Source organism: Streptomyces sp. NPDC051452 (assembly GCF_044454765.1).
GTDB lineage: Bacteria > Actinomycetota > Actinomycetes > Streptomycetales > Streptomycetaceae > Streptomyces.
The window spans coordinates 104,043-121,445 of the sequence record NZ_JBITEB010000017.1; the positions used below are offsets into that span (position 1 = coordinate 104,043).

The following is a 17,403-nucleotide window of genomic DNA, read 5'->3' on the forward strand; positions in this document are numbered from 1 at the left end:
GTCCTGTTTTTTTTTTTTTTTTTTTTCCCCCGCCCCCCCCGCGGCCCCCCCCCCCCCCCGGGGGCCCCCCCCCCCCCGGGGGGGGGGGGGGGCCCCCCCCCCCCCCCCCCCCCCCCCCCCGCCCGTTGCGCGGGACTTCCTCCCGTCGTCTACGAAACCACCGCGGCGTCCGGCGAGTTGGCGACCCGCTCCGTGCTGTCCTCGCCCTCCCCGACGGTGATCCCGCGCCGCTTGGAGATGTACACGGAGACGACGATCACCAGCAGCGCGAGGACCGCGATCCCGATCCGCACACCGATGTTCTTGTCGTCGCCGTAGGAGAACTTGATCACCGCGGGCGCGATGAGCAGTGCCACCAGGTTCATGACCTTCAGCAGCGGGTTGATCGCCGGTCCGGCGGTGTCCTTGAAGGGGTCGCCGACCGTGTCACCGATCACCGTGGCCGCGTGGGCCTCGCTGCCCTTGCCGCCGTGGTGGCCGTCCTCCACCAGCTTCTTGGCGTTGTCCCAGGCACCACCGGAGTTGGCGAGGAACACCGCCATCAGCGTGCCCGCGCCGATCGCGCCGGCGAGGTAGGAACCGAGCGCGCCGATGCCGAGCGTGAAGCCGATGAAGATCGGCGCCATGACGGCCAGCAGACCGGGTGTGGCCAGCTCGCGCAGGGCGTCCTTGGTACAGATGTCGACGACCCGCCCGTACTCGGGCTTCTCGGTGTAGTCCATGATCCCGGGGTGCTCGCGGAACTGCCGCCGCACCTCGTACACCACCGAGCCCGCCGACCGCGAGACCGCGTTGATCGCCAGCCCGGAGAAGAGGAAGACGACCGCGGCGCCCGCGATGAGGCCGACGAGGTTGTTGGGCTGTGAGATGTCCAGCGCCAGGGTCAGCGGCGATCCCGGCCCGCTGAGCCTCGCCCCGACCTCCTGCGCGTTGGTGGTGATCGCGTCGCGGTACGACCCGAACAGCGCCGACGCGGCGAGCACGGCGGTGGCGATGGCGATGCCCTTGGTGATGGCCTTGGTCGTGTTGCCGACCGCGTCCAGGTTGGTGAGCACCTGCGCACCCGCGCCCTCGACGTCACCGGACATCTCGGCGATGCCCTGCGCGTTGTCCGAGACCGGACCGAAGGTGTCCATGGCGACGATCACGCCGACCGTGGTGAGCAGGCCGGTGCCGGCCAGGGCCACCGCGAACAGCGCCAGCATGATCGACGTGCCGCCGAGCAGGAACGCCCCGTACACGCCGAGGCCGATGAGCAGGGCGGTGTAGACGGCCGATTCCAGGCCCAGCGAGATGCCGGAGAGGATGACCGTGGCCGGGCCGGTGAGGGAGGTCTTGCCGATGTCCCGCACCGGGCGGCGGCTGGTCTCGGTGAAGTAGCCGGTCAGCTGCTGGATGACCGCGGCGAGCAGGATGCCGATGGCCACCGCGACCAGCGCGAGGACGCGCGGATCGCCGTCCTTGCCCTTGATCGCCGCGTCGGTGACTCCGTCGAGCCCCGCGTATGTCGAGGGCAGGTAGACGAAGACCGCGACCGCGACGAGCACCAGGGAGATCACCGCGGAGATGAAGAAGCCGCGGTTGATCGCCGACATGCCGCTGCGGTCGGTGCGCCGGGGGGCGACCGCGAAGATGCCGATCATCGCGGTGATCACGCCGATGGCGGGCACCAGCAGCGGGAAGGCCAGTCCGGAGTCGCCGAAGGCGGCTTTGCCGAGGATCAGCGCGGCCACGAGGGTGACGGCGTACGACTCGAACAGGTCGGCCGCCATGCCCGCGCAGTCGCCGACGTTGTCGCCCACGTTGTCGGCGATGGTCGCGGCGTTGCGCGGGTCGTCCTCCGGGATGCCCTGTTCGACCTTGCCGACCAGGTCGGCGCCGACGTCGGCGGCCTTGGTGAAGATGCCGCCGCCCACCCGCATGAACATCGCGATCAGGGCGGCACCGAGGCCGAAGCCCTCCAGCACCTTCGGCGCGTCGGCCGCGTACACCAGCACCACACAGGAGGCGCCCAGCAGGCCGAGCCCCACCGTGAACATGCCGACGACGCCGCCCGTGCGAAATGCGATCTTCATCGCGGTGTGCGAGACGGTAGTGAGATCCTTTTCGGGTTCGCCCGGGGCCGGAGTCGCTTCCCGGGCCGCGGCGGCGACGCGCACATTGCTGCGCACGGCGAGCCACATGCCGATATAGCCGGTGGCCGCCGAGAACACCGCTCCGATCAGGAAGAACACCGATCGACCGGCACGCTGATTCCAGTCGTCCGCGGGCAGCAGCATGAGCAGGAAGAAGACGACGACGGCGAATACGCCGAGCGTGCGCAGCTGCCGGGCGAGATACGCCATGGCACCTTCCTGGACCGCCTCGGCGATCCGTTTCATGCTGTCGGTGCCCTCGCCGGCCGCCAGCACCTGACGCACCAGGATCCCCGCGACCACCAAGGCGGCCAGGGCTACGGCCGCGATGACGGCCACGATGATCCGGTTGTCGTCGGTCAGGACCGCGGCCGCGAGGGTTGTGGGGTGACCCAACTGATGAGGGGTAGAAAGCCCCGCCATTCGTCCTCCTTGACGCTTGGGCTGAGCTCAAGATGTGGACGGATTGTAGGTACCCGCGAGTGATCTAAACAGGGGACGGGAAACGGAATTCGCCTTCTCACGCCCGCCAGCAAATGATCGAGGTCACGTCGATGAACCCGAAAGCGGTAATGCCCCAAAAGCATTGACGACCGCATTGACTCTTGATCAAATTATCGGAGATATTGATCGTGAATTCTTTCACGAATTCCGCAGCCGGGCGGAAAATGCGACAAGGGCCCTGCTCAGCAGGGCCCTCGCGAAGTTCGTGTGGCGGCTCGTGGCGGCCCGTGGGGCTCAGAGAACCACCGTGGAGGTCGTCCGAGCGGTCGGCCAGGTCATGCGGATCAGGCCGCCGTTCCGTCCGGCGCTGACCTCGACGTCGTCGACGAGTCCGCTGATGACCGCGAGACCCATCTCGTCCTCTTCGAGGTCCGCGTCACCGCCGGGCGTGGCGCCGGGCGTGTCGCCGCCCATGACCGCGTGCGGGGCCTCGTCGCCGACCTCGATGGAGAACTGCTTCTCCTCCTCGACCAGCGCGACCTTCACCGGAGCGGTGATGTCATGGCTCTGATGCAGTCCGACGGCCCGGGAGCAGGCCTCGCCCACGGCGAGCCGGACCTCGTCCAGAACGGCCTCGTCCACTCCGGCCCTGCGCGCCACCGCCGCCGCCACCAGCCGGGCGGTCCTGACGTGTTCGGGCAGCGCGCTGAAACGGAGTTCGACGGTGGCCATGCATCCCCCTAGCGACTACGGGCGTGCGATCGGAGCCGGGGCCGCCGAGACCCCGCACTCCTCGTGTGCTTGTGTGCCCCGGACCGCCTCGACCGCACCGACCCATGGCGAATCGGTTCGTCAAGTCCGGGACGGGACCGGCCGGCGGCGGACTCCAGGCGGGAGCCAGACGCCGACGACCGGTCAGGGTCAGTCGGTGGCCTGCACCGCTTCCTCGACCGAGGTGTGGATCGGGAACACCTTGGTGAGGCCGGTGATCCGGAAGATCTTCAGGATGCGCTCCTGGTTGCAGACCAGGCGCAGCGAGCCCTCATGGGCACGCACTCGCTTCAGACCGCCGACCAATACGCCGAGTCCGGTGGAGTCGAGGAAGTCCACACCCTCCATGTCGACGACAAGGTGGAAATTGCCGTCGTTCACCAGCTCGACCAGCTGCTCGCGCAGCTTGGGCGCGGTGTATACATCGATTTCGCCACCGACCTCGACGACCGTACGATCGCCGACGGTACGGGTCGACAGGGACAGGTCCACGGATCCTCCAGCACCTTGCTATCGAGCGGTCGCCCCTCGGGCACCTTCACTTGCGGCCCCCGGGACGCATCGCCAGCCGCGATGGCATTCAATCACTTACCGGCAGGCGTGCACGACGCCTTGGCTCCATTGTCCGTCACGCCAGTGACACACTCGGTGCCGATGGCCAAGAATCACCGATCCGATCGAACCCCGGCGGACCCGGCGTCCCGCCCGTCTCCAGGCACGATCCTGGACCGGCTCGCCTCGGGGCCGAGCCGGGCTGCGCGCATCACTCATACGGAGCACTTGCCCCCGCGCACGGGCCGCCATGCAGTCTGGCCTGATCGAATTCGTACAGAGGTGATCGCGGCCGTACAAGCGTGCGGCATCGAGCACCCGTGGGCCCACCAGGCGCTGGCCGCCGAGCACGCGCTGGACGGCGATTCGGTGGTCGTCGCCACGGGGACCGCCTCCGGCAAGTCCCTCGCCTACCTCGTTCCGGTCATGTCGACCCTCCTGGAGGGCTCACAGGCCCCGAACGGACGTGGTGCCACCGCGCTCTACCTGGCCCCCACCAAGGCGCTCGCGGCCGACCAGTGCCGTGCGGTGAAGGAACTTTCACAACCTCTGGGCAACGCCGTACGCCCGGCCGTGTACGACGGCGACACCCCGTTCGAGGAACGCGAGTGGGTCCGCCAGTACGCCAACTACGTCCTCACCAACCCCGACATGCTGCACCGGGGCATACTTCCCTCCCACCCGCGCTGGGCCTCCTTCCTGAAATCGCTCCGGTACGTCGTCATCGACGAGTGCCACACCTACCGGGGCGTGTTCGGCTCGCACGTCGCCCAGGTCATCCGGCGGCTGCGCCGCCTGTGTGCCCGATACGGCTCCTCACCGGTCTTCCTGCTGGCCTCCGCGACCGCCGCCGAGCCCGCCGTCGCCGCCCGCCGGCTGACCGGACTGCCGGTGGTCGAGGTCGCCGACGACGCCTCCCCGCGCGGCGAGGTGGTCTTCGCCCTCTGGGAGCCGCCGCTCACCGAGCTGCGGGGCGAGAGGGGCGCACCCGTACGGCGTACCGCCACCGCCGAGACCGCCGACCTGCTGACCGACCTCACCGTGCAGGGCGTGCGCTCGGTGGCCTTCGTACGGTCCCGGCGCGGCGCCGAGCTGATCTCGGTCATCGCCCAGGAGAAACTGGCCGAGGTCGACCGCTCCCTGGTCCGGCGTGTCGCCGCCTACCGCGGCGGCTACCTCCCCGAGGAGCGCCGCGCCCTGGAACGCGCCCTGCACTCCGGCGACCTCCTCGGCCTCGCCGCCACGACGGCCCTGGAGCTGGGCGTGGACGTCTCCGGCCTGGACGCCGTGGTGATCGCCGGCTACCCGGGCACCCGGGCGTCCCTGTGGCAGCAGGCGGGCCGCGCGGGCCGCTCCGGACAAGGCGCCCTGGCGGTCCTCGTCGCCCGCGACGACCCGCTGGACACCTTCCTCGTCCACCACCCAGAGGCCCTGTTCGGCCAGCCGGTCGAATCGACGGTCCTCGACCCCGACAACCCCTACGTGCTCGCCCCGCACCTGTGCGCCGCCGCCGCGGAGGCCCCGCTGACCGAGGAGGACCTGGACCTCTTCGGGCCCGCCTGCGCGGATGTGCTCCCGCAGCTGGAGGCCGCGAAGCTGCTGCGCCGGCGGACGAGGGCCTGGCACTGGACCCGCCGGGAACGGGCCGCCGACCTGACCGACATCCGCGGCGCGGGCGGCCGCCCGGTCCAGGTCGTCGAGGAGGGCACCGGTCGCCTGCTCGGCACGGTCGACGCCGGCGCCGCGCACTCCACGGTCCACGAGGGCGCGACCCATCTGCACCAGGGCCGCACCTATCTGGTGCGCTCCCTCGACCTGGAGGACTCGGTCGCCCTCGTCGAACAGGCCGACCCGCCGTACTCCACGGTCGCGCGCGACACCACGTCGATCTCCATCCTGGAGACCGACACCGAGATCCCCTGGGGCGCCGGCCGCCTCTGCTACGGCTCCGTCGAGGTCACCAACCAGGTCGTCTCCTACCTGCGCAGACGCCTGATCACGGGCGAAGTGCTGGGCGAGACGAAACTCGACCTCCCTCCTCGTACGCTGCGCACACGCGCGGTGTGGTGGACGGTCACCGAGGACCAGCTGGACGAGGCCCGGATCATCCCCGAGATCCTCGGCGGCTCCCTGCACGCCGCCGAGCACGCCTCCATCGGCATGCTGCCCCTCTTCGCCACCTGCGACCGCTGGGACATCGGCGGGGTCTCCGTACCGCTGCACCCAGACACCCTCCTGCCCACGGTCTTCGTCTACGACGGCCACCCCGGCGGCGCGGGCTTCGCCGAGCGCGCCTTCCACACCGCCCGTACGTGGCTCACCGCCACCCGCGAGGCCATCGCATCCTGCGAGTGCGAGGCCGGCTGCCCGTCCTGCATCCAGTCCCCCAAGTGCGGCAACGGCAACGACCCGCTGCACAAGAGGGGCGCCGTACGCCTCCTCACCGTGCTGCTGCGCGGCGCCCCGGAGAAGAAGGCGGACGACGGGGCCGGAGAGGGGACCGAGGGGGGTGGGGAGACGGAGGGGACCGGGCGGACCCGGGAGACCGAGAGGGCTGACGGGACTGACGGGACCGACGGGACCGACGGGACGAACGGGACCGGCGGGACACCGGCCGAGGGGACGCGGACCGAGGGAACCGGGCGCGCAGAGGGGACACCGGCCGAGGGAACCGAGCGGGCCGGGGAGCCTTCGGACAAGCTTCTCGCGGAGCGCGGTCGGACCAGCCCGGGGCCAAGCGCGGAAGCGGGTCACCAGGACGCCGAGCGGACGCCGAGGGAGGGCCTGGAGGCCGGCTAGCCAGCCGCGGTTGAACGCGGCTGGGGCGAGGTCCGACGGCTCCGACGGCTTCGGGGGGCCGACGGGGCCCCTGGGGTCCCGGAGGTCAGTAAGGCGGCTCGGCGGCGCCTCTGGGCGGGGACTGGGGCCCACCCGGGGCTGCCGGAGGCACGGCGGGTCCCGCCGGTCCCGCTCTCGCCCTCACCTCCGCCGCGAACGGCCCGCTTCCCGAGGCAGCCGTCACGTCCGAGGTCTCGCCCTCGATCGCACACCGCACCAGCCGTACCCCCTGGTCCGCCGCCAACCGCTCGGCCCGGGCACAGGCCGCCTCGCCGCCCTCGGCCCAGTGATCGGCCGCCGCGAGCGCCGCCAGATCCGCACCGCCGGCCGCCCGGTGCCGGACGACGACGGCCTGCCCCAGCGCGAGCACGGCACCGAACACCACGCAGAGCAGGGTGATCACCCCCAGGCTCCAGACGGTGGCCGATCCCCGGTCGGATGCCTCCGGGGCGCAGGGCCCAGGGATGCGGGGCCCGGGGAGGCAGGGGCCGGGGACGCAGGGCTCCCGGTCGCACGGCCCCGGGTCAGGGCGCCCCGGGACGAGGTGTCTCGGGGCCGACCAGCGCCGGAGCCAAGGCCGCCGACCGTGCCGTTCACCGCCCCGCACGGCTGTCGTGCCGTTCACCGCCCCGCCCCCTTCGCCGCATCCGCCGGCTCCGGCGTCCCCGTCGTCTCCTCGATCAGTGCCACGGCCTCCTCGCGTACCTCGAAAGGGAGCCCGCCGAGTACCGGCGGCCGCGCCACCACCGTCACCCGGACCCGGTCGCCCTCGCGCCCCACCGACACCCGCGCCCCGCGCGGCGCCGCATCCCTGGTCACGGTCACCACCGCGTCGGCCCCGTCCTGCCGGGCGGCGGCCCGGGCGCCCGTACGGGCGGCGTCCACACACTGGATCTGCGCCGCCACCACGAGCAGGCCCCAGACCAGCGCCATGGTGAACGCCACCAGCACGCAGAGCACCACGGCCGCCTCCGCGGTCACGAACCCCCGGTCCGCCCCTTGCTCACATCCGCGCACTGAGGGCCTTCTTCACGATGTTCTGCAGTTCCGCCCTGACCTGACCGCTGGTGACGACCTCGTAGAGGAGCAACGCGAATCCGACGGCCGCGATGATCCCCATCGCGTACTCGGAGGTCACCATCCCCGCATCCCGGCGATGCCGACGGCACCTCCCCCACACCCGCGCCGCCACTTCCCCGATCTTCCTGCCGTTCATCTCAACCTCCTTGTGATGCACGCTCGTTGTCCTTCTCCGGCTCCGTGTCCCGCGCCGGACCGTTCTTGTTTCGGCTCACCTCCCTCCCACCACCCCACCCGCCAGCCCGATCACGACGGGCAGTACACCGATCGCGATGAAGGCGGGCAGGAAGCACAGGCCGACCGGCGCGGAGATCAGTACCGCCGCCCGACGCGCCCGGGCCGTCGCGGTACGGGCCCACTCCGCGCGGGCGTCCGAGGCGAGACGGACGGCCGGGCCCGCCGCGGGCAGCCCGGACTCGTCGGCCCGCTCCAGAAGTCGGGCCAGGGCGCCGGCACCGGGGAGATCAGCCAATCGCCGCCAGGCATCGGCCGGCTCGCCACCGAGCCGCACCTCCGCCGCGCCGCGCGCCAACGCCTCGCCGACCGGGCCGCCGAGAGCCTCCCCCACCGCCTGTGCGGCGATCACCGGGCCCCCGCCGGCCGCGACACAGGCGGCCAGCAGGTCGGCAGCGAGAGGGAGTTGACGAGCCGCAGCCGCGCTGTCGACTGCCTCGTCACGCCCTGCCGCCATCTGACGCTCCCGCCACCGCCACAGCACCACCCCCGCGCCCAGGCCCAGCAGAAGGCCGCCGGCTCCGCCGACCAGCACCCAGGCACCACAGGCCGCCCCGGCCGCCGGAAGCCCTCGCCGGACCGCATCCGGAACCTTCAACGGGGCTCTGACGAGTGCGACTTCGCGACTCAGCAGCTCCGCCACCCGGCGTCGCGCCCGCCGTCGCCGCCGTACCGCCGCCAAGTGCCTGAAGCCCCACCCGAGGGCCATCACCGTCGCCCCGGCCGTCCCCAGCCTGTGGATGACTTCCCCGCTCATCAGCCTGTGGATGACTTCCCCGCTCATCACACCCACCCCTTCCGTGTGATTCGGTCACTTACGCACATTCCAGCCACCTCGATCACTCCAGCCGCCGCCGTCATCGCCATCACCGGCGCCCAACGCGCGCGATCGCTCCCGCCGCGTTCACCACCCCGCCGCCCCCTTCACCGCGGCTCCCGTCATCCCCGCCTCCTCACCCCCTCCGCTCCGCGCACGATCCGCGTCGCCCACCACGTACCGGCCCCCTCGAACGCCGTCCCGACCGCCAGGCAGCCGAGGCCGGCGCCGGTGTGCAGGAGCACCCGCAGTGGGTCGGCGCCCATGGCCGCGCCGAGGAGAAGGCCCAGGGCGGGCAGCGCGGCGAGCAGTACCGCCGTCGCCCGGGCCCCGGACAGCTGGGCCCGCAGATCCGCGCGTTGGTCCCGTTCGGCGCGCAAGGCCGCCTCCAGGCGGTCGAGACCGGTCGCGAGGCCCGCGCCCTGGTCCACGGCCACCCGCCAGCACGCTGCGAGTCCGAGCAGCCCCTCCGCACCCGATTGCCGGCCGGCCGCGGCGAGCGCCCCGGGCACTTCCCCGCCGAACCGCGCTGCGGCGACCACGGCCGGCTGCGCGTCGCCGAGTCCGCCGGAGTCCCGCGCGGCCCGCAGCAGTGCCTCGCCGGGCTGCCGTCCCGCGCGCACCTCACCGGCGAGGGCCCCGCACAGGGCGATCACCGCGTCCGCCCGCCGTTCCCGGAGGCGCCTGGCCTGCCGAGCCCGCCGCACCCGCCGCAGCAACGGCACGCCGGCCGCCCCGGCGGCGGCCGGAAGCGGTGACGCCCCCAGCAACGCCAGCAGCAGCCCGGCGGCGAGCGCCCACCACTCGGCCCCCAGGCGGTCGCGCAGCCGTCGTAATCCTTCGAAGGCGCGCTCCCAGGCGGGCGGACCGGGGGCCGCCACCGCGCCGCCCGCGAGCAGCAGACGCGCCCGCCGCAGCCCGCAGTGCCGTCCGCCCAGGAGCCAGATCATCGCGCCGAGGCAGACGAACGCCGCCCCCAAGGACGTCTCACCGACCACCCTCATCACCTCTGCCCTTCGGTTCCGTGATCGTCTGAGCCGCCGAGCAGCCGTTCCAGTCGCTCCCAGCCGCGCTCCCGTTCGAAGGCCCGCTCGCCCCAGCGCAGGGCCGGCACCGTCCGCACCAGTCCGGTGGCGTCCCGCTCCAGGACGTGTACTTCCGCGATCCGGCGCCGCCCGGACCGGTCCCGTACGAGGTGGAGCACCACGGAGAGGGCCGCGGCCAACTGGCTGTGCAGCGCGGCCCGGTCGAGTCCGGCCGCGGTGGCCAGCGCCTCCAGGCGGGCCGGCACATCCGCTGCGGCGTTGGCGTGGATCGTGCAACAACCGCCCTCATGACCGGTGTTGAGAGCGGCGAGCAGATGCACGACCTCGGCCCCACGCACCTCCCCGACGACCAGCCGGTCGGGCCGCATCCGCAGTGCCTGCCGGACCAGGTCCTCGAGGGTGACCAGGCCGGCGCCCTCCTGGTTGGCGGGCCGGGTCTCCAGCCGGACCACATGCGGGTGATCGGGCCGCAGTTCGGCCGAGTCCTCGGCGAGCACGATCCGGTCGCCCGGCCCGATCAGCCCCAGCAGCGCGCTGAGCAGGGTCGTCTTGCCGCTTCCGGTGCCGCCGCTGACGAGGAAGGACAGCCGGGCGGCCAGCAGCGCCCGCAGGATCCGGTCGCCGCCCGGCGGGACGGTGCCCGCCTCCACCAACTCCTCGAGGGTGAAAGCCCGGGGCCGCACCACCCGCAGGGCGAGGCAGGTGCAGCCGACGGCGACAGGGGGCAGCACCGCGTGCAGCCGGGTTCCGTCGGGCAGCCGGGCGTCCGCCCAGGGCCGGGCGTCGTCCAGCCGGCGTCCGGCCACGGCGGCCAGCCGTTGCGCGAGCCGCCGTACGGCCGCCGCGTCCGGGAAGGTCACCGGTGTCAGCTCCAGGCCGCCGCCGCGGTCCACCCACACCCGGTCCGGCGCGGACACCAGGACGTCGGTGACGCGGGGGTCGGCGAGCAGCGGCTCCAGGGGTCCGCTGCCCACAAGTTCGGACCGCAGCCGCCGGGCGGTGCCGAGGACCTCGGCGTCCCCGAGCACTCGCCCCTGTTCGCGCAGGGCCTGTGCCACGCGCGCGGGGGTGGGTTCGGCGCCGCTCTCGGCGAGGCGGCGCCGGACACCGTCGAGCAGGGCAGCGCCGTCGGCCCGGTCGAGTCCGGGGAGTGTCATCGGGTGCCCCCCGCCTCGGCCAGGGCGCGCTCCCAGAAGTCCAGGCAGAAGCGGGCGAGTGGGCCGCGACCGGTCGCGGCGGGCGGTTTCGGGCTGCCGAGGGGGCGCAGGAGTGCCGGTTCGACGGGCACCTCGCCGGCCAGCGGCAGGTCGAGCAGCCGGGCCACCTCCTGGTCGTCCAGGCCGGGGGCGTAGGGTCCGCGGACGGCGATCCGGACGTCCCGTACGACCATTCCGACGGCGGACGCGACACGTCCGGCGGCCGCGACCGCCCGCAGCTCGGCCGGGACGACCAACAGGGCCAGGTCGAGTTGGGCGAGGACCTCGGCGACACCGTCGTCGAGGCGGCGGGGCAGGTCGACCACGACCGTGCCGCCGCGCCGCCGGGCGGCGGCGAGGACCGCGCGCACCGCCTGGGGCGGGATGGCGACGCAGTCGCCGCGGTCCCAGCTGAGCACCCGCAGCGCGTGCAGCTCCGGCAGCGATTCCTCCAGTGCGCCACCGCCGACCCTGCCTCGGGAGGCGGCGAAGGCGGGCCAGCGCAGCCCGTCGGCGCTCTCGCCGCCGAGGAGGACGTCGAGTCCGCCACCGAGCGGATCGGCGTCCACGAGAAGCGTGCGCAATCCCTCACGCGCGGAGGTGACGGCGAGCGCGCAGGCGAGTGTGGACGCGCCCGCTCCGCCCCGGCCGCCGATCACCCCCACGGTCAGAGCGGGGCGGCCGACCCCCTCGGCCACATCGGCGATGCGGTCGACCAGCCACTGTTCTCCGTCGGGCAGCATCAGGACGTGGTCGGCGCCGATCCGCACGGCTCGTTTCCATACCTCCGAGTCGTCCTGGTCACGGCCGACCAGGACCACTCCGCGCCGTCGCGAGGACCCGCGGACCCGGCGGGCGGCGTCGTCGCCGACGAGTACCAGGGGCGCCGTTTCCCAGCCATCGCCGGATTCCGGTAGACCGTGGTGGACCTCGGGTGTGGCGCCGGCGGCCGCGCACAGGCGGAGCAGGTCGTCCAGGAGTTCGGCGTCCTCGGTCAGGATGAGCGGCCGTCCGGGCCGGCCTCCGCCGGCGGCCGGCGGGTCGTGGGTGACGGTTCCGGTCACGTGAGCTTCCCCTTCGCTGCGTGTGCCGCGCGGCCCCTTCGACCACGCGATTCCCCAAGGTGTGAAGAACCGGCGAGCGGCCTCCATATGAGCGGCCGATAGGAACCGGCCATACGCACTCCGGCAATCGGAACCGGCCATGAACTCGCCGTGGCCGGAGGCGCTGGAATCACGGTGCAGCGATCCGCGAAATCGTGTGGATCTTGGTCGAAAACGGTGGACAACCGAGAGGTTGTGAATAACTCCGTCACCCATACCGGTGACCCCTGTTCCGATCGCTGTGCGACTTCCGCAGAGCAGCGTCACGATTACCCAGCGTGACGGATCATGGGTGTGACGAAGCACCGGTCCGGAGCGTCACAGCTCCGGCCGTGTGGCCGTTCACAGGGGGAGGAGGGGCGAGAAAACCCATCCGGACATGCGACGACCCCCGCCGGGGGGGAGAGCGGGGGTCGTCCCCACGGCCGACTCGGGGGGGGGAGGAGTCGGGCCGGGTTAGCACGGTCGCGAACGATCCGTGACTTCCATGGTGTACCCGAGAGCCCTCTCAGGCAAACCCACGCGCCCCACCTTACGCCGAATGGTGGGCGCCTATGCTCAGGGTCGTGGAAAACCACTCCTTGCCTCGCGCAGCAGCCTTCTTTGACCTGGACAAGACGGTCATTGCGAAGTCGAGCACGCTCACCTTCAGCAAGTCCTTCTACCAAGGCGGCCTGATCAACCGCAGGGCCGCGTTGCGTACCGCCTATGCCCAGTTCGTCTTCCTGGCCGGCGGCCTGGACCACGATCAGATGGAACGCATGCGCGCCTATCTGTCCGCTCTGTGCCGGGGCTGGAACGTCCAGCAGGTGCGGGAGATCGTCGCCGAGACCCTGCACGACCTGATCGACCCGATCATCTACGACGAGGCCGCCTCCCTGATCGAGGAGCACCACACGGCGGGACGGGACGTGGTGATCGTGTCCACCTCCGGCGCCGAGGTCGTCGAGCCGATCGGTGAACTGCTGGGGGCCGACCGAGTGGTGGCCACCCGGATGGTCGTCGGCGAGGACGGCTGTTTCACCGGCGAGGTGGAGTACTACGCCTACGGCCCGACCAAGGCCGAGGCGATCGGCGAGCTGGCCCTCTCCGAGGGCTACGACCTCGAGCGCTGCTACGCGTACAGCGACTCCGCGACCGACCTGCCGATGCTTCAGGCGGTCGGACACCCGCACGCCGTGAACCCGGACCGCTCACTGCGCCGGGAAGCACTCGCGCGCGGGTGGCCGGTCCTGGAGTTCCGTCGCCCGGTCCCGCTGAAGAAGCGGCTGCCCACGTTCTCCGTACCGCCCCGCCCGGCACTCGTCGCGGCCGCGGCCGTCGGAGCGGCGGCGGCGACCGCCGGCCTCGTCTGGTACGCCACCCGACGCCGCGGCACCGCCTGAGCCCTCCCTTTTTCCTCCGGTTCGCACCGCTTGACTCCTTCGCTCCTGTTCGCGGCCTTTCACGCCTGTTCGCGGCGGAAAGTAAAGAAGTGTGGGGAGGGGTTCCGCTTACTACGGCCTTGCAGTACAAAGGATTCAGCGGCCCGCGAGACCACTGGACATCCGAGAGGATCTCCTACCACTACGCATTCGGCCCCACGGACCCACGCATGAACACCGGGCACCCACGCGACGTCGACCCGTCGATTACGGGCCAGCCGCACCAGGTGACGGGCAAAGTTCCCGACCTGATGGGCACATATCGAGGACGCTTGGTAACCCGGTGCGCATGCCAGCGGCGGTACGAGAACTCGTACCGCCGCAACCCTGTTCAGGGCTTCACACAGGGGCCTTTCCGGAGCGCAGGGATCTTGTCCGGAGTTTCTCAGGCCGCGCCGCGCTGCAGCGCCTCGCACACCGCGGTCGACTCGCGGACACCCAGCTCGACCGCCCTGCCGCAGTGCGCGATCCAGGCCGCCATGCCTTCGGGGGTGCCGGAGACGTATCCGTCCAGCGCCGCCAGGTAGGAGGCACGGCCCAGCTCGCCGTGGCCGACCTCGGCCGGGCAGACCGCCTTGGGGTCCAGACCGCTGCCGATCAGCACGATTCGCTCGGCCGCGCGCGCGATCAGCCCGTTGTGGGACACGAAGGGGCGCAGCGCGAGCAGTTCGCCGTGCACCACGGCGGCCGTCACCAGCGCGGGTGCGGACGTTCCCGCGATGACCAGATCGGCCAGCCCCTCCAGACGGCCCGACACCTCACGGGCGTCCGGCAGCGCAAGCTCGATCAGCGGCTCGTCCACGGCCTCGCCGGCCTGCCGCGGCCTGCCGACCTGGTCCTCCCTGCCCGCCGCGGCGACCAGATGCAGCCGGGCCAGGACCCGCAGGGGCGACTGCCGCCAGATGGACAGCAGCTGGCCCCCCTCGGCGGACAGCCTCAGGGCCGCGCCCACGACCCGCGCCTCGGCGTCGGCGCTGAAGTCGGTACGCCGCCGCACCTCCTCCAGGGCCCAGTCCGCACCGGCCAGCGCCGCCGAGCCCCGGGCGCCGCGCAGGGCCGCCTCGGAGGTGACCGCGTCACTGCGGCGGCGCATGATCCGGTGGCCGTAGACCCGGTCCACCGCCTTGCGGACGGACTCCACGGATTCGGCCACGCCGGGCAGCGAGCCCAGGGCCGCGAGCGGATCGGCGGCCGCACCTGTCGTACTCATGAGTACGACCCTACGCATCCCGCGGGCCGACCCCACGAAGGAGTGGTCTTCTTCACTCCCCCTGCCACACACAGCTATGAACCGACTACGCTTCGTGAACATGAAAATTGCTTTCGTCGGGAAGGGCGGCAGCGGCAAGACGACGCTCTCCTCCCTCTTCATCCGCCACCTCGCGGCCGCCGGTGCCCCGATCGTCGCCATCGACGCGGACATCAACCAGCACCTGGGACCCGCGCTCGGCCTCGACGAGGCGGAGGCGGCCGCGCTGCCCGCCATGGGCGAACGGCTCTCGCTGATCAAGGACTATCTGCGCGGCGGCAATCCGCGCGTCACCTCCGCCGCGACCATGATCAAGACGACCCCGCCGGGTGAGGGCTCCCGGCTGGTCCGGATCCGGGAACCGAATCCGGTCTACGACGCCTGCTCGCGTCCGGTGGAACTCGACGGCGGGGCCGTCCGTTTGATGGTCACCGGCCCCTTCACCGACGCCGACCTGGGGGTCGCCTGCTACCACTCCAAGACCGGAGCGGTGGAGCTGTTCCTGAACCACCTCGTCGACGGCCCCGACGAGTACGTCGTGGTCGACATGACGGCCGGTTCGGACTCCTTCGCCTCCGGCATGTTCACCCGCTTCGACATGACGTTCCTCGTCGCCGAGCCGACCCGGAAGGGGGTCTCCGTCTACCGCCAGTACAAGGACTACGCCCGCGACTTCGGGGTCACCCTGAAGGTCGTCGGCAACAAGATCCAGGAACAGGACGACATCGACTTCCTGCGCGCGGAGGTCGGGGACGATCTGCTGGTGACGGTCGGACGCTCGGACTGGGTGCGTGCCATGGAGAAGGGCAGGCCGCCGCGGTTCGACCTCCTGGAAGAGGCCAACTCGCAGGCGCTGCACACCCTCCGGGCCGCCGCGGACGCCACCTACGAGCTGCGGGACTGGGAGCGCTACACGCGTCAGATGGTGCACTTCCATCTGAAGAACGCCGAGGCGTGGGGCAACGAGCGCACCGGGGCCGACCTGGCGGCGCAGGTCGACCCCGGGTTCGTACTGGGTGAGCATGTGGCGACGCCCGTATGACGCCTACTGCTTGACCGCCGGCGCCCCGGGCACGCCCTTGGGCGCCGGGGCGGGGCGGCCGGAGAGGAAGGACGCCCAGCCCTGCCGGGGGGCCTCGCCCACCTTCAGGGTGCGCAGCCTCTGCAGCACCGTCGGGTCCTGGGCGTCCAGCCAGTCGGCCAGCTGGTGGAAGGAGACGCAGCGCACCTCGGGCTTGTTGCACACCTCGTGCACCACTTCGTCGATGGCGCGCATGTAGGTGCCGCCGTTCCAGGACTCGAAGTGGTTGCCGATGACCAGCGGGGCGCGGTTGCCGTCGTAGGCGCGGTAGAAGCCCTTGATCAGACCGTCTCGCATCTGGTCACCCCAGTAGTCGAACTTGTCGGGGTCACCCTGGGTCTCGGTGCCCGACTGGTTGACCATGAAGTTGTAGTCCATGGTCAACTGCTCGTACGTGTGGCCGGGGAAGGGCACCAGCTGCATCGACAGGTCCCACAGGCCCTCCTTCTTCTTGGGCCAGAGCTGGTCGTTGACACCGCTGGAGTCGTAGCGGAACCCCAACTGGCGGGCGGCCTTGGTGAAGTTCTTCTGCCCTTCGAGGCAGGGCGTGCGGGCGCCGATCAGCTCTTTGTCGTAGTCGAAGGGCAGCGGGGCCGCCTTCGTCATGCCGGTGTTGGTCTTCCAGGACTTCACGAACTGTTTGGCCTGGGCGATCTCGCTCTTCCACTCGTTCACCGACCACTGGCCGACACCGCCGTCGGGGCCGCAGAAGTGGCCGTTGAAGTGTGTGCCGATCTCGTTGCCCTCCAGCCAGGCCAGCCGCACCTGCTTGATGGTGTCGGAGATGCCCTGCGCGTCGTTGAAGCCGATGTCCGAGGCGCCCTGGGCGTGTTGCGGGGGCCGGTAGAGGTCACGCTTCTCCTCCGGCAGCGTGTACACGCCGCTGAGGAAGTACGTCATCGTCGCGTGGTTCTCCTTGGCGACCTTGCGGAAGTGGGAGAACAGCTTCTGGCTGTCCTCGCCCGCGCCGTCCCAGGAGAACACCACGAACTGCGGGGGCTTCGCACCGGGCTTCAACCGCTCGGGCGTGGGCTGGTGCGGCTGCCCACCCGTGTACGCGGTGGACCCGTCACCGATCAGCCGAAGCGCGCTGTTGGGTGCCGGCGCGCCCTGGCGGGGACCGGGCGCTCCTTCCTTCGGGGCTTTGGAGCCGGTCGCACAACCGGCGAGTGACGCGGCACAGGCCGCGGCGGCCACGGCGCCGACGGCGATTCTCTGGGTGGCGGCCATGTTCCGCCCCACCTTCTTCCTTCTCTCGGACGAGCGCTGACAGGGCCTTTTGTGGTGATATGCCGGGCTTGTCCCAGCAGCGTCGCCAAGGTCCCACAGGGCCGAGAGGGGAATTAATACGACAAGCCGATGAAATGCCCACTTCACTCGGGCGGTGGATCGGATACGCCATTTGCCCCGCAAAGTTATGCCTTGTCTTTACT

Annotated in this window: 15 protein-coding genes; 3 read left to right on the forward strand and 12 right to left on the reverse strand. The window is 71.5% G+C overall.

Annotated elements, in window-relative coordinates; genetic code table 11:
- Nucleotides 1–149: 149 nt before the first annotated feature.
- The 3 genes from ACIBA9_RS31005 to bldG all read right to left on the reverse strand — a co-directional run bounded on the left by ACIBA9_RS31005 (nt 150) and on the right by bldG (nt 3,842).
- Nucleotides 150–2,558: a sodium-translocating pyrophosphatase gene (locus ACIBA9_RS31005; protein ID WP_399368201.1), complete on the reverse strand. Its 2,409-nt coding sequence runs from the start codon at nt 2,556–2,558 to the stop codon at nt 150–152.
- A 315-nt stretch (nt 2,559–2,873) separates the two neighbouring features.
- Nucleotides 2,874–3,311, reverse strand: a complete 438-nt coding sequence (locus ACIBA9_RS31010) for an ATP-binding protein (protein WP_362150201.1) — start codon at nt 3,309–3,311, stop codon at nt 2,874–2,876.
- A gap of 189 nt (nt 3,312–3,500) precedes the next feature.
- The gene (gene bldG / locus ACIBA9_RS31015) at nt 3,501–3,842 is read right to left on the reverse strand and encodes an anti-sigma factor antagonist BldG (RefSeq protein ID WP_362150198.1); all 342 of its coding nucleotides are present in this window, start codon (nt 3,840–3,842) and stop codon (nt 3,501–3,503) included.
- Between the two features lie 81 nt (nt 3,843–3,923).
- Here bldG and ACIBA9_RS31020 point away from each other — a divergent pair, with 81 nt between their 5' ends.
- Nucleotides 3,924–6,701, forward strand: a complete 2,778-nt coding sequence (locus ACIBA9_RS31020) for a DEAD/DEAH box helicase (RefSeq protein ID WP_399368204.1) — start codon at nt 3,924–3,926, stop codon at nt 6,699–6,701.
- An 85-nt stretch (nt 6,702–6,786) separates the two neighbouring features.
- Here the strand turns inward: ACIBA9_RS31020 and ACIBA9_RS31025 are convergent, their stop codons facing one another.
- The 7 genes from ACIBA9_RS31025 to ssd form a co-directional block, all read right to left on the reverse strand.
- A complete protein-coding gene (locus ACIBA9_RS31025) occupies nt 6,787–7,206 on the reverse strand; it encodes an Rv3654c family TadE-like protein (protein WP_399368338.1) in 420 nt (139 codons plus the stop codon).
- Nucleotides 7,207–7,361: 155 nt separating this feature from the next.
- On the reverse strand, nt 7,362–7,721 hold the full coding sequence (locus ACIBA9_RS31030) for a TadE family type IV pilus minor pilin (protein WP_399368206.1): 360 nt from the start codon (nt 7,719–7,721) through the stop codon (nt 7,362–7,364).
- Nucleotides 7,722–7,743: 22 nt separating this feature from the next.
- Entirely contained in the window at nt 7,744–7,956 is a 213-nt protein-coding gene (locus tag ACIBA9_RS31035) for a DUF4244 domain-containing protein (RefSeq protein ID WP_399368208.1), read from the reverse strand.
- Nucleotides 7,957–8,031: 75 nt separating this feature from the next.
- The gene (locus ACIBA9_RS31040; protein WP_399368340.1) at nt 8,032–8,811 is read right to left on the reverse strand and encodes a type II secretion system F family protein; all 780 of its coding nucleotides are present in this window, start codon (nt 8,809–8,811) and stop codon (nt 8,032–8,034) included.
- A 182-nt stretch (nt 8,812–8,993) separates the two neighbouring features.
- Nucleotides 8,994–9,875, reverse strand: coding sequence for a type II secretion system F family protein (locus ACIBA9_RS31045; RefSeq protein ID WP_399368210.1), 882 nt, complete (start codon nt 9,873–9,875; stop codon nt 8,994–8,996).
- A complete protein-coding gene (locus tag ACIBA9_RS31050; RefSeq protein WP_399368212.1) occupies nt 9,875–11,074 on the reverse strand; it encodes a TadA family conjugal transfer-associated ATPase in 1,200 nt (399 codons plus the stop codon). Before ACIBA9_RS31050 ends, ACIBA9_RS31045 begins: the two co-directional genes overlap by 1 nt.
- A complete protein-coding gene (gene ssd / locus ACIBA9_RS31055; RefSeq protein WP_399368214.1) occupies nt 11,071–12,177 on the reverse strand; it encodes a septum site-determining protein Ssd in 1,107 nt (368 codons plus the stop codon). Before ssd ends, ACIBA9_RS31050 begins: the two co-directional genes overlap by 4 nt.
- A gap of 593 nt (nt 12,178–12,770) precedes the next feature.
- Here ssd and ACIBA9_RS31060 point away from each other — a divergent pair.
- A complete protein-coding gene (locus ACIBA9_RS31060) occupies nt 12,771–13,601 on the forward strand; it encodes an HAD-IB family hydrolase (protein WP_362150174.1) in 831 nt (276 codons plus the stop codon).
- Between the two features lie 424 nt (nt 13,602–14,025).
- Here the strand turns inward: ACIBA9_RS31060 and ACIBA9_RS31065 are convergent, their stop codons facing one another.
- Nucleotides 14,026–14,850 carry an oxidoreductase gene (locus ACIBA9_RS31065; RefSeq protein ID WP_399368216.1) on the reverse strand — a complete coding sequence of 275 codons (825 nt, stop codon included), beginning with the start codon at nt 14,848–14,850 and terminating at the stop codon, nt 14,026–14,028.
- 100 nt (nt 14,851–14,950) lie between these two features.
- Between ACIBA9_RS31065 and ACIBA9_RS31070 the strand changes: the two genes are divergently transcribed.
- Complete coding sequence (locus ACIBA9_RS31070) at nt 14,951–15,931, forward strand: ATP-binding protein (RefSeq protein ID WP_399368218.1); 981 nt, start codon at nt 14,951–14,953, stop codon at nt 15,929–15,931.
- 3 nt (nt 15,932–15,934) lie between these two features.
- On the opposite strand, the gene ACIBA9_RS31075 is transcribed toward ACIBA9_RS31070, so the two are convergent.
- Complete coding sequence (locus tag ACIBA9_RS31075; protein WP_399368220.1) at nt 15,935–17,200, reverse strand: hypothetical protein; 1,266 nt, start codon at nt 17,198–17,200, stop codon at nt 15,935–15,937.
- Between the last annotated feature and the right edge of the window lie 203 nt (nt 17,201–17,403).

Bases quoted from the DNA above. Each gene is read 5' to 3' on its own strand.
- ACIBA9_RS31005 (WP_399368201.1), bottom strand. From the start codon at position 2,558: ATGGCGGGGCTTTCTACCCCTCATCAGTTGGGTCACCCCACAACCCTC.
- ACIBA9_RS31010 (WP_362150201.1), bottom strand. From the start codon at position 3,311: ATGGCCACCGTCGAACTCCGTTTCAGCGCGCTGCCCGAACACGTCAGG.
- ACIBA9_RS31020 (WP_399368204.1), top strand. From the start codon at position 3,924: ATGGCATTCAATCACTTACCGGCAGGCGTGCACGACGCCTTGGCTCCA.
- ACIBA9_RS31035 (WP_399368208.1), bottom strand. From the start codon at position 7,956: ATGAACGGCAGGAAGATCGGGGAAGTGGCGGCGCGGGTGTGGGGGAGG.
- ACIBA9_RS31040 (WP_399368340.1), bottom strand. From the start codon at position 8,811: ATGAGCGGGGAAGTCATCCACAGGCTGGGGACGGCCGGGGCGACGGTG.
- ACIBA9_RS31045 (WP_399368210.1), bottom strand. From the start codon at position 9,875: ATGAGGGTGGTCGGTGAGACGTCCTTGGGGGCGGCGTTCGTCTGCCTC.
- ACIBA9_RS31050 (WP_399368212.1), bottom strand. From the start codon at position 11,074: ATGACACTCCCCGGACTCGACCGGGCCGACGGCGCTGCCCTGCTCGAC.
- ACIBA9_RS31060 (WP_362150174.1), top strand. From the start codon at position 12,771: ATGCTCAGGGTCGTGGAAAACCACTCCTTGCCTCGCGCAGCAGCCTTC.
- ACIBA9_RS31065 (WP_399368216.1), bottom strand. From the start codon at position 14,850: ATGAGTACGACAGGTGCGGCCGCCGATCCGCTCGCGGCCCTGGGCTCG.
- ACIBA9_RS31070 (WP_399368218.1), top strand. From the start codon at position 14,951: ATGAAAATTGCTTTCGTCGGGAAGGGCGGCAGCGGCAAGACGACGCTC.
- ACIBA9_RS31075 (WP_399368220.1), bottom strand. From the start codon at position 17,200: ATGGCCGCCACCCAGAGAATCGCCGTCGGCGCCGTGGCCGCCGCGGCC.